At 42.2% G+C, this 14722-nt stretch carries 11 protein-coding genes and 2 pseudogenes; 5 read left to right on the top strand and 8 right to left on the bottom strand.

Annotation, left to right across the window (positions count from 1 at the left end):
* Positions 1 to 40: 40 nt before the first annotated feature.
* The 3 genes from VTAP4600_RS22215 to VTAP4600_RS22205 all read left to right on the top strand — a co-directional run bounded on the left by VTAP4600_RS22215 (position 41) and on the right by VTAP4600_RS22205 (position 3647).
* On the top strand, positions 41 to 352 hold the full coding sequence (locus tag VTAP4600_RS22215; protein ID WP_102524912.1) for a hypothetical protein: 312 nt from the start codon (positions 41 to 43) through the stop codon (positions 350 to 352).
* 59 nt (positions 353 to 411) lie between these two features.
* The gene (locus tag VTAP4600_RS22210; protein WP_231897937.1) at positions 412 to 1251 is read left to right on the top strand and encodes a sulfurtransferase; all 840 of its coding nucleotides are present in this window, start codon (positions 412 to 414) and stop codon (positions 1249 to 1251) included.
* A 107-nt stretch (positions 1252 to 1358) separates the two neighbouring features.
* Positions 1359 to 3647 (top strand): bifunctional diguanylate cyclase/phosphodiesterase, encoded by a 2289-nt coding sequence (locus VTAP4600_RS22205; RefSeq protein WP_102524910.1) that lies wholly within the window; start codon positions 1359 to 1361, stop codon positions 3645 to 3647.
* A gap of 49 nt (positions 3648 to 3696) precedes the next feature.
* On the opposite strand, the gene VTAP4600_RS22200 is transcribed toward VTAP4600_RS22205, so the two are convergent.
* Positions 3697 to 4995 (bottom strand): glycoside hydrolase family 18 protein, encoded by a 1299-nt coding sequence (locus VTAP4600_RS22200; protein ID WP_102524909.1) that lies wholly within the window; start codon positions 4993 to 4995, stop codon positions 3697 to 3699.
* 178 nt (positions 4996 to 5173) lie between these two features.
* Positions 5174 to 6166: a sugar-binding transcriptional regulator gene (locus VTAP4600_RS22195; RefSeq protein ID WP_102524908.1), complete on the bottom strand. Its 993-nt coding sequence runs from the start codon at positions 6164 to 6166 to the stop codon at positions 5174 to 5176.
* A 450-nt stretch (positions 6167 to 6616) separates the two neighbouring features.
* On the opposite strand from VTAP4600_RS22195, the gene tal reads away from it, so the two are divergent.
* Entirely contained in the window at positions 6617 to 7567 is a 951-nt protein-coding gene (gene tal / locus VTAP4600_RS22190; protein ID WP_102524907.1) for a transaldolase, read from the top strand.
* 86 nt (positions 7568 to 7653) lie between these two features.
* On the top strand, positions 7654 to 9645 hold the full coding sequence (tkt, locus tag VTAP4600_RS22185; protein ID WP_102524906.1) for a transketolase: 1992 nt from the start codon (positions 7654 to 7656) through the stop codon (positions 9643 to 9645).
* Positions 9646 to 9744: 99 nt separating this feature from the next.
* Here the strand turns inward: tkt and VTAP4600_RS26640 are convergent.
* From VTAP4600_RS26640 to VTAP4600_RS22155, 6 genes and pseudogenes are all read right to left on the bottom strand, one after another.
* Positions 9745 to 10310: pseudogene (locus VTAP4600_RS26640) on the bottom strand (OmpA family protein).
* A 1-nt stretch (position 10311) separates the two neighbouring features.
* Positions 10312 to 11628 carry a VWA domain-containing protein gene (locus tag VTAP4600_RS22175; protein WP_145958605.1) on the bottom strand — a complete coding sequence of 439 codons (1317 nt, stop codon included), beginning with the start codon at positions 11626 to 11628 and terminating at the stop codon, positions 10312 to 10314.
* A 1-nt stretch (position 11629) separates the two neighbouring features.
* Positions 11630 to 12214, bottom strand: a complete 585-nt coding sequence (tadF, locus tag VTAP4600_RS22170; RefSeq protein ID WP_102524905.1) for a tight adherence pilus pseudopilin TadF — start codon at positions 12212 to 12214, stop codon at positions 11630 to 11632.
* A complete protein-coding gene (locus tag VTAP4600_RS22165) occupies positions 12204 to 12740 on the bottom strand; it encodes a TadE family protein (RefSeq protein ID WP_102525495.1) in 537 nt (178 codons plus the stop codon). The genes tadF and VTAP4600_RS22165 overlap by 11 nt, the downstream gene beginning before the upstream one ends.
* 2 nt (positions 12741 to 12742) lie before the next feature.
* Positions 12743 to 13869: pseudogene (locus VTAP4600_RS22160) on the bottom strand (tetratricopeptide repeat protein).
* Complete coding sequence (locus tag VTAP4600_RS22155; RefSeq protein WP_415239706.1) at positions 13869 to 14720, bottom strand: type II secretion system F family protein; 852 nt, start codon at positions 14718 to 14720, stop codon at positions 13869 to 13871. The pseudogene VTAP4600_RS22160 and the gene VTAP4600_RS22155 overlap by 1 nt, the downstream one beginning before the upstream one ends.
* Positions 14721 to 14722 lie beyond the last annotated feature (2 nt).

Below are 14722 nucleotides of genomic sequence, written 5' to 3'. Positions count from 1 at the left end.
GACAACCCATCTTCGTCATCAATATTTAGGTAGACACTGAATGACTAAACTCTACATTGCCGGCTCACTTTTGTTATTAGGCGTTGGTATTTTGACCTTACTGTCCTACTCACCGACACAAAATAAAGTAGGCGAACCTATATTCGCGATCGTTAAAGATCGCATTTTAACCCAGTCTTTAGATGGCCAACGTCATTATCTGCTCCTATCTCTCGATACAAAAGCGGATACGATTATTCGCATAGCCATTGGCAAAAATAATCTCTGTCGCATTGGAGATACAGCAACAATGCAACCGATTACAACCTTGCTATCAAAGGAAGTAACTTATCAACTAATTGAGTGTTCATGACTTGATATTTAACCCTTTTTTGTCTTACATTAATGCCTCTTGATATTCAAATGGACTTAATGATGACAAGCGCACTCGTTTCAGCTCAATGGCTTTCAGAAAACATTCATCGCTCGGATGTCGTGGTATTAGACGCAAGCTTTGCGAAAATGATCCCTGGCGCACCGCAACCTGCATCTGCTGGATTTATTCCTACTGCCATTCGATTTGACTATGATTCTGTCGTATGTGATCAATCATCAAGCCTGCCCCATATGTTACCGAGCCCAGAAAGATTCCAAACACTGGTGCGCGAAATGGGTATCAACACCGATTCAACGGTCGTCGTTTACGATGATGCGGGTACTTATGGGTCACCAAGAGCGTGGTGGATGTTTCGAGTGATGGGGTTTGATAACGTATTCGTATTGAATGGCGGTATTAAGTCTTGGATTAACCAAGGTTATCGTACTCAAGCAAATTTAACTGGTGCTGCATCCAAAGGCAATTTTCAAGCTGCATATCGACCGAGTTGGTACGCCAATTCAAATGATGTAATTCATGCCATTGACGATCCGGAGACTCTGATTCTCGATGCCCGATCTCACGCTCGATTCTTTGGCTTAGTCCCAGAGCCGCGTGCGGGTTTACGCTCTGGTCACATACCAACATCGAAAAGTCTGCCTTTTGCTTCGTTACTCAATGGCGACCAACTCAAACCTGCACATGAACTTGATGAAATAATGAGTAGATTTGTAACATCGAATCATCAACAAATTATGTTCAGCTGTGGCTCAGGGGTTACCGCTTCAATACTTGCACTTGCCGCTCATGAATCAACCAATCTAGACCTTCGCGTCTATGATGGGTCATGGTCTGAATGGGGTTTAAGAGCTGAGCTGCCAATAGAATTGAATTAGTCTCTCATAATAAATACGAAGTTAAATCTTTATCGTGACATTGTAGTCATTCTTGATATGATCTTCGGCTTTTTTGCTTTAAAAAGAATCCAAAATACAAGGCAGTAATGGCTAATCTTAAACGGAATATTTGGACGCTCTATAAGTTTCTAGTACTGACTAGTTCACTTTTATTTGCGTTTATTCTCTATTTGCAATTTGATCAGGTAGAAAAAAGCCATTTAGAAGAACAGTATAACTCCGTCCAACTCTTTTCTAACGGTTCTCAAACCCTGTTAGATAATCAAGAAATGATTCTCGATATGCTGGCAGAACGCCTCATATTTGGTAATACGTTTAAAAACCAAGCTGAAACTCAAGACTGGCTCAACAGCCTATTGTCTATCAACTCAAATATTGCGGCCTTTGGCCTTGCCGACCCTGATGGCACCATTAAATTAGTGAGTTCTAACCTTAACCTAGAACAGCAACCGAATTTACTCGAGCAAGCCAAAACAAAGCATTCTTTTAGCAAAGCTCTCACCAGCTACAGCATGGTCATCGGTCGTTCATATTACAAGCCCGACATCAACCAGTTAATTTTGCCTATCCGGAAAGCCATCAGAGATGAAGATGGCCACGTGATAGCCGTAATGACAGCAGGCCTTGAACTTGACGGCACCACTCTATTTGATATTGAGTTGCACAATGGTGAAGATCATCAAATTGGGCTAATAAGAAGCGATTTCTTCATTCAATATATGATCGCCTCAGATACTAACCCAGTTAACTATGAAGAACCTCTAGACGCCGTTCACTTTCTTAGTATATTGCGTTGCATCAGCTCTGCTAATAACTTAACACTGACTCAACTTAAAGGGTCTATCAAGCCTGTGTCTGGCAATGTATTTGACCAAACCACACCTTCATCCTATACCGTCAAATATTTATCGCGCTACGACGTGTGGGCGGTATCCATCGTATCGCTTGACCATATTGCAATAGAGTATCTGCTGAGCATCATCATCTACGTTGTTATTTATATTTTGCTGCTATCAGTATTTTATTTCTTTATTCGCTCGATTGACCAACATGAGAAAGAACGTCGCAAAGAGCTATTGTATCAAGCCCATCATGACGCACTAACAGCACTGCCTAACCAGCACTATTTACGAGCCCATGCACGAAAATGGTTCAAGCACTCTATGAAACCTGCGTCTTTGCTTTATCTAGACATCAATCAATTCAAGCGCATTAATGACAGCGCAGGCCATAGAATTGGCGATAAGATCCTGGTCTTGATCGTAGAGCGGCTAAAAAACCAACTAACTAGCGATGCGCTATTGGTCAGGGAAAGTGGTGATGAATTTTTGATCGTTACCCCAACAGTGGACAAATATGAACTCGAGAGATTGTCTCGTAGTATCCTTAACAAGTTATCTCAACCTTTTACGGTCGACGACTACAGCTTTATTCTAAGTTGCAGTATTGGTATCTCTCAATATCCAAAACAAGGCCTTCATCTTGATGAATTACAACGAAGTGCGGATATCGCCATGTACCAAGCGAAGAGCCAGGGTAAGAACATCAGCTTTTTTGATGAAGAGATGCAAACCTGCTATTTACAAGAAATTAAATTGGAACAAAGGTTACGCAGTGCCATTAATGACAAAAAACTCTCAATGGCATATCAGCCTCAAATAGACAGCAATGGGCAACTACATGGCGTAGAGGCATTGGTGCGTTGGACTGACTGCGAGTTCGGTTTTATTCCGCCAGATCAATTTATACCGATAGCGGAAAACTTTGGATTAATGCCCAAACTGGGTCAGTTGATAATGGAAATGACGCTGACCGACATGGAAGCCTTGCAGCGCGAATTGGGGTATAGCTTTCAAACTGCTATCAATATTTCAGTCAAACAAATTACTCAGGGCGATTTTCTCGATAAGTTGTTACTAACGATTCAAAAAAGTCGTTATAACCAGCGATACATAACGCTCGAAATTACAGAAAACCTCTTTATTGAAGACAAAGAAGTCATGCGCCCGTTGTTTGCCAACCTGAAAAAGCTGGGAATGCGCATTTCATTGGACGATTTTGGTACCGGCTACTCTTCATTGAGTATTTTAGGTGAGTTGCCCTTTGATGAAATCAAAATTGATAAGAGCTTTGTTGATAATATAGACATTGACGAGAAGTCTTACAAAATGGCTCAGAATATTATTTCCATCGCTAAGAATTTTGATCGCGAAGTTCTCGCTGAAGGCGTTGAAAGCAAAGAACAGGAAATGATATTACGAGAGTGCGGTTGTGATCTTTTTCAAGGCTATTATTACGCCCGTCCGATGGGATATAAGGAATTGAAACCGTTTCTTGCCACAAAGCGCCCACAAGAATTAGTTGCCACTGAATAGAAACAGCGCCTCATGCGCTGTTTCTATTCAAAATGCATAGCCAGTTCGACTAGTCTCGAGTCATCTCTTTATACATGGTTTCCGTTAACTCACCACTAGGATCTCCTGATAATTCCCAGGAAAATATTCCCCCAAGATTCGCATCTTTAGCCCATTTCACTTTAGCTTTAATCGATTGTGCATCTTCAAATGAAATGAATACCTTTTTGTCCTCGTTCCACAGAAAAGGGGCATGCGCTTGTTTATCGTATTTGTATTGGTAGCCTTGGCTTTCCCCATAGTTTCTCATTAGATCCCAGAACATAAAGTAACCATTCTCTCCGGTTCCAAATTGTGCGCCCTGCTTAGAAACGAGATCCGATGTTGGTAACTGACCATTAAAGTTCTCGGTGCCTTGCCAGCCACGTCCGTAAAATGCCGCTCCCAGCACCAGTTTCTCACTAGGGATACCCTGCTCTATCATCTGGTTGATGAACACATCCGCTCCCATCCCCCACCAACTGCGCTCTGTCGCGTGCAAATTCGTTAAGTGACCGGTTTGACTTCCCCAGCCTCCTAGAAAGTCATAGGTCATTGCGAACATATTAGTTAGATAAGGAGCCGCATTTTTCCAGTCAATTTGAGCCGCTTTAGGTCCAACGCCGACCGCAGTCGAGAGTTCATAGTCACGCGCTGTTTTTTTGGATAATACGTCGAGATCATTACGTAAGGTTTTTACTAATAAAGTGAAGGCTTCTCGTTCTGATGCTTTTTGTTCGTCATTCACTTTGGTGTCAGGGTTCCAAGGTGATGTCGTCAGCCCTCCACCGCCAGGGTACTCCCAATCCAAATCTATACCATCGAAGAAGTCGTATTGAGCAATCAACTCTACCGCTGTTTTAGAAAAGTGACGGATCGCTGCATCGTCTTTTGCCATTGCATGAAATGGTTCCGACATCGTCCATCCGCCAAACGAAGGCAGCACTTTTATTTTAGGGTGATCTTGTTTCAGCTGAGCTAGTTGTGCGAAATGGCCTTTGTACGGGACATCAACATTAACCTTGCCAAAGTCGTGCACCAGCGCCGACTTTGTATCAACAACGATGGCAGTATACGGAGCCTTGCCCTCACATTGAGCGTCTACCTGCTTTTGAACTTGCTCAGATGCCCCTTTATGTGGGCCACACATGCTTAAAAATGCGTAAATAATGTGAGTGAGATTGTCTGCGGGAATATCTTGAACGGTATAAGGGTTTTCTTGGTTTTCGTATTGCCAGTCGGCAAAGTAACCAGCGACCACTTTTTCAGCGGCCGTCGCAGGAGCACTAATGGCTCCGACGACGGCTGCGGTAATTAACGCTTTTCTCATGATGCTTCTCCTTGGTTATGTGTCTACAAAGTAACCGCAGAGAAATTTGTTCACGTTCTGAATTAATAAATTGGTGATATAGACAAAGAAATTTATAGTTTTCCTTCAAGTTATTGCATTTATTACATATTCATTTTGTTGTGACTCGCAAAGCTAAGGTTATGATTTCAAGCCCTTACTACAACTTCGTCATCTGCTCATCAAGGTTCAATACGGTTAAAGCATTACTTACGCTGGTAGCTATTACATCAACGACTCCCGTTCGTAGTGCGCCCAACAACGCCAAGGGTTTGCTGTTTTCTGCTGCAATCGCAATGACCTCATTGATCGGTCTAAATTCTTCTATGGCTAAACCAATTACTCGGTCGCTCATGACCGTGTTAGCAGTCTCACCCGCGATATCGAAAAAATCATAACCAGCAAAGTCTCCAACTACACCTTGATTGAGACGAGACTGAACGACTTCATCAGCACTGAACCAACCAAGATCAACCATGTAGCTGTTTTCACTCATGTCACCGATACCCACTAAGGCGACGTCAGCTTTTCGGGCTAGATCTAGCGTTTGCTTAACCGTAGAGTTTTGCATAAATGCCATTTTTTGATCTTTATTTTCAGCATACGCTGGCGCATATAAGGTTTCTGAACTGCCCCCGTATTTTTTTGCTAATTGGCGGCAAATATGATCGGCGTTGAACATACCACCTCTTGGGTGTATGCCACCAATACCACAAACAAACTTACACTCACGTGGGGTAATCACACCCGTGTGATGCGCTACGGCGGATACATTTCTGCCTTGCCCAACGGTTACTACCATGCCGTTTTTGAGAGTGCTTGCTAAGTAATTAGACACGAGACCAGCAACTTGTAAACGCTGAGACTCTTCGTTTGGCTGATCGAGTGCAACCAACGCTCTCTTTACACCGAAGCGTTCAATTAGGCGCTGCTCAATTTTGGCACTGAATACTGGGTGGTATTTCACCGTAATTTCAACAATGCCTTCATCTCTGGCTTGTTTTAACATGCGGCCGACTTTGGCTCTTGAGATAGAGAACTTACGCGAGATCTCTTCTTGAGTTGCCCCGTCTTGGTAATACGCGACGGAAATCTCGGTTAATAGGTCTGTATTTTCAACAGAGACATCTTGGTTACTGCTATTTGCTGCCATATCCTCACCCCAATATACAACTAAACACTTAAATTAGTTCGCACAATTGCTCAGGTGCTAATCATATGTCACACGGCCAAGTCATTGCAACTTTCGCTCACTGCCATTACAAATTCTCACACTATTTTTTGACGTTCATCGTGCTTCTCTAGCCCTTACAAACATTAGGCAAACGTTTAGTTCCATGCACTTAAAAAAAAGGCCGACAAAAAGCATGATTTTGGTCACTATATGATAGTTCTATGGATTGACTTAATACGTAAATAGGTTAAATATGAATACATCATTTACTCACCAAGTGAGCATATGTTCGAAACAAATGCTCCAGTGAAATAAATTTGTTCTGTTGCCATCTTTAAACCTGATGCCAACCGAACGAAAAATTAACCCGCTTGCAAATGCCAAAGCTTTCTTCCTTATAAAAGAAAGCCAATAAATAGGATAACCATCATGAGCAATAAGTTAGAGCAACTTCGTAAACTGACCACTGTAGTCGCGGATACTGGCGATATCGAAGCCATTCGTAAATACCAACCAGAAGATGCAACAACCAACCCTTCTCTCATCCTAAAAGCGGCACAAATTGCGGATTACGCGCCTTTGATTGATCAATCTATCGAGTACGCAAAATCACAAAGCGAAGATAAAGCACAACAAGTTCAAGATACTTGCGACATGCTTGCGGTAAACATTGGTAAAGAAATTCTAAAAACCATTCCTGGTCGTATCTCAACTGAAGTTGACGCTCGTCTTTCTTACGATATGGAAGGCAGTGTTACGAAAGCGCGTCAGCTTATCAAAATGTACAACGATGCTGGCATCACTAACGACCGTATCCTAATCAAGCTGGCTTCTACATGGGAAGGCATTCGCGCAGCAGAGATCCTAGAAAAAGAAGGCATCAACTGTAACCTGACGCTGCTATTCTCTTTTGCTCAAGCACGTGCTTGTGCTGAAGCTGGTGTCTTCCTAATCTCGCCTTTCGTTGGCCGAATCATGGATTGGTACAAAGCGAAAGAAGGTCGTGATTTTGAAGCACAAGAAGATCCAGGTGTTGTTTCAGTAACGGGTATCTACGATTACTACAAAGCCCACGGTTACAAAACAGTCGTAATGGGTGCTAGCTTCCGTAACATCGGCGAGATTTTGGAACTGGCTGGTTGTGACCGCCTAACCATCGCTCCACAACTTCTTGCAGAGCTAGAAGCCGCAGAAGGTGATGTTGTTGAGAAGCTTATCGATTCAAACGGTGCTCAAACTCGCCCAGCACCAATGACTCACGCTGAATTCCTATGGGATCACAACCAAGATCCAATGGCCGTTGAAAAACTGGCTGAAGGTATCCGTAACTTCGCTGTCGACCAAGGCAAGCTTGAAGTGATGATTGCTGAGAAGCTGTAGCCCTACCTAACGCCAACACGAATACATTCAAGAGGTTACAGCTCTGTAGCCTCTTCACCAAATTTAAAACTAATCTGGAAACCATTATGGATCGTAAACATTTAGCTAATGCAATTCGTGCGCTAAGCATGGACGGCGTACAACAAGCAAACTCTGGCCACCCGGGCGCACCTATGGGTATGGCTGATATCGCTGAAGTACTTTGGCGCTCTCACCTAAACCATAACCCGTCTAACCCAGAGTGGGCTGATCGCGACCGTTTCATTCTTTCTAACGGCCACGGCTCTATGCTGATTTACTCATTGCTGCACCTTGCGGGTTATGAGCTATCGATTGATGATCTGAAAAATTTCCGTCAATTGCATTCTAAAACTCCTGGGCACCCTGAGTATGGCTACGCGCCAGGCATCGAAACAACAACTGGCCCACTAGGCCAAGGCATCACCAACGCCGTTGGCATGGCAATGGCTGAAAAAGCGCTTGCTGCTCAGTTCAACAAAGAAGGCCACGACGTTGTCGATCACTTCACTTATGCATTCATGGGTGATGGTTGTTTGATGGAAGGTATCTCACACGAAGCATGTTCCCTTGCTGGTACTTTGGGTCTTGGCAAGTTAGTTGCTTTCTGGGATGACAATGGCATTTCAATTGACGGTGAAGTAGAAGGCTGGTTCTCAGACGACACTCCTAAGCGTTTTGAAGCTTACGGTTGGCATGTTATTCCAGCGGTAGACGGCCACGATGCGGACGCAATCAATGCAGCCATTATTGCAGCAAAAGCGGACCCACGCCCTACTCTAATTTGTACTAAAACAGTGATTGGTTTTGGTTCACCAAACAAGTCTGGTACACACGATTGTCACGGTGCTCCACTTGGCGCTGATGAAATTGCAGCAACACGTAAAGAATTAGGTTGGGAGCACGGTGCGTTTGAAATTCCGCAAGATGTCTACGCGCAGTGGTCTGCGAAAGAAGCAGGCGCAGCTAAGGAAGCAGCGTGGGACGAGAAATTTGCAGCTTATGAAGCAGCATATCCAGAACTCGCAGCAGAATACAAACGACGCGTAAACGGCGACTTGCCAGCACAATGGGAAGCAAAAGCATCAGCGATCATTGCCGATCTTCAAGCGAACCCTGCGAACATCGCATCACGTAAAGCGTCTCAAAATGCGCTAGAAGCATTTGGTGAAATGCTGCCAGAATTCATGGGCGGCTCTGCTGACCTTGCGCCATCTAACCTAACCATGTGGTCTGGTTCTAAATCTCTTACTGGCGAAGACTTCTCTGGTAACTACATCCACTACGGTGTACGTGAATTCGGTATGACCGCGATCATGAACGGTATTGCCTTACACGGTGGTTTTGTACCATACGGCGCTACATTCCTAATGTTCATGGAATACGCTCGTAACGCGATGCGTATGGCGGCTCTGATGAAGATTCAGAACATCCAAGTGTACACGCATGATTCTATCGGCCTTGGCGAAGATGGCCCTACTCACCAACCCGTTGAGCAAATCGCATCACTACGCCTGACGCCAAACATGAGCACATGGCGTCCATGTGACCAAGTTGAATCTGCAGTAGCATGGAAACTGGCTATTGAGCGTAAAGATGGCCCAACGGCACTTATTTTCTCTCGTCAGAATCTTGCCCAACAAGATCGTGATGCAGAGCAAGTAGCAAACATTGCGAAAGGTGGTTACATCCTTAAAGATTGCGCTGGCAAGCCAGAGCTTATTCTTATCGCAACGGGTTCTGAAGTAGAACTGGCAACCGAAGCTTACGCGCAGCTAACTGCGGAAGGCAAAAAAGTGCGCGTCGTTTCTATGCCTGCTACTGATGCATTTGATAAGCAAGATGCCGAGTACCGCGAATCTGTACTACCAGCAGATGTAACAGCGCGTATCGCAATTGAAGCCGGCATTGCTGACTTCTGGTACAAGTACGTTGGTTTCGGTGGCAAGATCATAGGTATGACAACGTTTGGCGAATCAGCACCGGCTGGTGAGTTGTTCAAAATGTTTGGCTTTACAACTGAAAACGTTGTTAAAACGGCAAAAGAACTTCTAAGTTAACGGTTAACTCTAACCATTAACATAAATAAAAGGGGCCAGTAATAATTACTGGCCCCTTTTTCACTTCATTTGTAGTCAAAACCTAAAACTATACTTAGCCTATGACTTGACGGTAATAACCACCCTTCGGTTACAACCTGTTTCTTCGTTGTCTGCAACTGGACAAATTGGCTCACTTTCACCATATGCGTATTCAACAATGCGGTTACCTTGCTTAAGGTCCTTTTTTAGGTAACTCGCCACTTTATTTGCTCGTCTTGAAGACAGCTCTTTGTTATAGCTATCACTTCCTAGACTGTCCGCATGACCTTCAATATAAATTTTGGATTTACCACTCACTAGACTTAAATATTGCTTAAGTACTTGTTTATGGTTCCATCCAACTTGTGTATATTGGTTGCGTAATTAAGAACTAATGACTGTGTTGCTTTATCATAAAAACATACGTCATCTTTTGTTTGGAATTGAACTACTTCGCTTTCTTTATTGATGATTCTATTTTTTGATTCTTCGTCCCGTTCGATCAATTTACCAACAACCTGAGTCGTTACGGTATGGGATGACACCAACGTTTTAGACGTGACATACTCATCAACACTTCCTAGGCAATTTGCATAGCCTACTGGAGACAATAGCAGTGTAGATAAAATTACTAGATATCTCATGTTATTCCTTTAGTTTTCCTGTTTCTTCGTTAATTAGATTTAGAATGTACTTGTATACATCTTCACCATCTTTTGCGTGGTAAATATTATTTCGACCAAAACAATCTCCAAAACCATCACTTGTTTTAACTCGGTAGTTAATACCAATGACTCCCATAGTGACTTTGGTTTTTTCCGCCTCAGAAGGAGCGTTACTTTGATAACGATTACGCTTAGCCGAAATTGTAGAGCGAAGTTTTTTACACAAACCTTGATCGACCAATTTTTGCAGATATTCTTGATCATTATCACTGCCGTCAGACAATACAATGAACACTTGCTCAGGGTTCAAGTTCTTGGCTTTGTTTGCCTCTTGGGCTGCTGCAATTATTCCATTCCAAGAAGAGGTCCCTCCTTTCGCTTGCAAATTAACACTCGCTAATTGCGCTTTAAAGTTACCGTAGTCCTCCGTCAATGGGATGTCATAAAATTTGTAATAGCTTGAAAAGTCCTCGTTATGTTTATAAATACGTTCAATCTCTCTAATATTCATGCCAACTCTAGGTTTAATAATCTCGCTATATAATCTAGGAGCAGCAAACATTCTTCTCACCGTTTCAACGACTGTACTACGAGCATAGTTATAAGCATACTTCTGACGCCATGACCCGTAATACCCGTAAGAGTTGATTCTCACAACCTGATTAGTTTGCTTAACATGTAACGGATTATAGCCAAGTAACGCTACTCGACTTTTATCTTCAGTATTGAATTCGTCAATGTCATCAACGACTTTCTTAATGGTTTCTTTGACAATATCTAATTTTGATTTTCCGTTTTTCCACGGGTCCCCCATCGACCCGCTAAAGTCAGCAATAAAATATACGTCAACCGGCTGAGGAAGATATTTTCGAGTAGTCGATTTACCGCTGACATAGAATTCTGGCTCGAGATTCATCTCTTCATAAGCGATCCAAGAGGAATGCTTCGCCGTAGCACTCACAACAAAGTCACTAAAAGGCGCTAGCTCTCCACTGGCTTGAACACAACCATCTTTGTACTCACACTTACTTGTATATACTTCGACATCAACATCATCGGTGTTATCAACAATATATCTATCTACGAGTTCTCGAGCATACTTAACGTTCTTTTCTTCGTCATCTTTAGGGCTAGCGATAAGAGCGAGACTTGCAACTTCTGCTGCTTCCAATAACCGCGTATGAGCAAGCATTTGTTGCGACATTTGCATTGAAAAGGCCATGAAAATCACCATCATTGGCAACAATCCAACAAATAGGATGCCAGCAACTCCCCGACTCCTCGTTAACGACTTCATCTTATACCCTCGCAAATGAATAAGAAGAACTGACCAAGCGGAAAACCTCACCAGAGGCTACACCCAGTAAATTCGTTGGTATTTCATAGCACAATGAAACTTGATAAAGAGGGAGGCGTCTTCCTTTCGATGTTACCGGCAACATATCAATCGCTTTGTCCTTTGTAACATCACTCATGTTAGGAAATTCACACCCATGGATATTCCCTTTTGTCAGCGTCTTATGTACCCTGCGATAATTAACTTTCCCCCCCGCCGAAAGATCTTCTTCTAATCTGATTTCATCAATGCGCATACCAAACTTAGTTTTGTCAAAGTTGGGGATCATTCGTTTCATTGAAGCTGAAGCAATAACAAACGCCGTGTTCTCAGTTTTCCTGCAATTACCCGCACAAATATTCATATCGGCATCAAATAATTGCTTTCGTTCAGATAGGATAGTCGTTAAAGAATAGGTCGCCCTATCAAGTTGCCCCTTTTTATTAATTGCGATCATATAGTTAACAACAACCAAAAATATCCCAGAAGCAAAAACTAATACCATCGCTAACTCAACCGCAAAGGACCCTTTTTGTTTAACTCGCACAACCCGCCCCCTGGCCAATCTTAAATGAACATCTTTCATATTCTTGAATGGTGATGACCTCACGCTTAATTGACATATCAGGGAACCATATGGATACGATGGGATCATAGGTATATTCCAGCTCATAAACGGCCAGTGCCATATTTTTGGGTTGATCTTTTTTATTTGGGCATTGTTCAGCGGACGCATAACTATCAGTACATTTTAGAAAGTCATCATAATTACGAAAGTAATTGACGTTAATATTCACACTTCCATGTTTAACAACGTTACTCCATAACGCACCACCAGCCTGATTCAATTCGTCTCTAATCATTTGATTATAATTAATCGATTCATTATTACTTGTATCTCCCGCCTTTTTTGTACGCATTACTGCGGTAGTCAAAGCGTGATCTGTCATGCTCATTGAAAAAGTCAAAATGCATATTCCGACCCAACCGAAAACAATCGCTAAGAAGATAGGTATGCCCATTGCAACTTCAACCGTTAGCGACCCTTTTTGCTTACTATTGAGTTTGTTCATAATCATAGTCGGACGTACCTTTTCTTGGTGTAATCAACAACAAATGCACCCTTAATATCAATACTATTTAGAAACTCTTTTGCTTCATCTAAATCATGAAAGTCACCGATACAGTAACGCTTCCATAGTCCATGAGTGTATGAATACACAGAACCATAATTTGTTTTAAGGTAATTTAAAAAGTCAGACGGAATCGCAGTATAAGTTGCTAAGACTTGAACCCGATAAATAGGTTTTGCGTTCGGTTTCAATTTACTCGGATCTAATACAGAGCCATCCGCACTATACCTGGATTGTTGAAATTCTGTTGATTCAGGCAAGTTACTCACCTTAGAAGTAGGTGCTACATAGTTACCTGAATTCGCATTGCCCCTTGCAATCTGGCGTTCCAATTCTATCGCTGATTGAGTCACGACTTTATTCCCTTTACTTTTCGCTACTGATTTCATTAACGCAGACAGTTGCTGATGAGCTTGTTCTTCACTGTATTTATATTTCAGTACTTCTAATGCAATGTCAGGCCGCTGAGATTTAACTGATGACAAAATCAAATTCGAGCTAACCTTCTGATCGCTCGGGTTCAAAAGATAGAGGTCGTAGAGTATATCTGTCGCCCCTAAAAAATCTGACTGCATCATCTTTACCACTGCAATATTATTTCCAGCTTCCCTATCTGACGCACCTTGCTTTCTACTTTCCTCAAAATATTCTATTGCTCGTTTAAAGCGTTTTTGTTGTGCAAATATTTTTCCAGATAACAGTTGGTATTGGTATTCTTCACCACCTTCATCTCGGTATTTTTCTAACTCTTCCAGAGACCCTTCAAAATTCTTTTTTTGATAATACAGTCGAGCATTAGTTAAAATGTAATCAGGTTCGCTTAGATCGTCTTCACTGTAAGTGCTTCTATATAGTTCTGCAGACCTAATATCCTTCAAATCCAAATATACATTGACGAGCTTTACTCTATACATTGGCTCTAGCTGTATATTTCCCTTATAGAACTCTATTAACTTATGAGGGCACCGGAGCTTAATAGTAATTTTTCTTTGGTTTCAAGCTCCGTATTTACGGAAGCACACCCAGAAAGAACCAACAGGATTAATACCGAGATTATGTACTTATTTATCACATTAACATCCTCAAAATACCAGGAGCGGCAATTAAAACAACAATTGGAACCATGATGAAGGCGATAAGAGGTATTGACATTTTTGCACCCATTTTGCCGATTCTCTCTTCAAGATCCATCATATTAAGTTCTCGAATATCGGTTGCTAGAGTCGACAATACAGGGCCGACTGAAGAACCAAACTGGAGACTTTGAACTATTGTCATTACAAAACTCTGAGATTCACTTGTTGGGACTAACTCATAGAACTCTTCGAGTGCTTTTTCCAACCCAACTAAACGTGAACGTTCCACTGTGACCCTTACAACATAAGCTAGGTTGGCATCAACCGATTGAAGCTCCTTGGCCAAGTACTCTAAACTTGACTCAATGGTCATTCCGGTATGTACACAAACATTCATTAGGTCAAGTAGAAATGGCAGCCTTGAACTTATGTGTTTTATATTTGATTTTCCTCTGCTTGATACATAAGCATCTGGAGCAACGATAAAGGTTAATAAAGCACCCATTAGGTATAATAATGCTACCATGATGCTCATTTCGCCTTTAAAGTAACCCAATCCAATTAAAAATAGGCAAATACAAAACGGGATTATTTTGACCAAATAGTAGATATCGGCGAGAAAGTCGCTATATAAACCTGCAGACACTAACTTTCGCTTGGTCTCGTCTTTATTAAAACTGACTCTTACGAGGATAGTCTTGAAAAAGTCAATTCTCTTTTTCTCCTCTCGCGTAGAACCAATTATCTTTCGGGTCGCGATATTTGCTCTCGTATTGTCCCAAAAATGAAGTATAACCATAGCCAAACCTATTGATATGCAGAATACTACCAACCAGATGAACATAG

The sequence above is a fragment of the Vibrio tapetis subsp. tapetis genome, assembly GCF_900233005.1.
GTDB lineage: Bacteria > Pseudomonadota > Gammaproteobacteria > Enterobacterales > Vibrionaceae > Vibrio > Vibrio tapetis.
The sequence above is the reverse complement of the archived record's forward strand: the minus strand, read 5'-3'. Positions and strand labels throughout refer to the sequence as shown.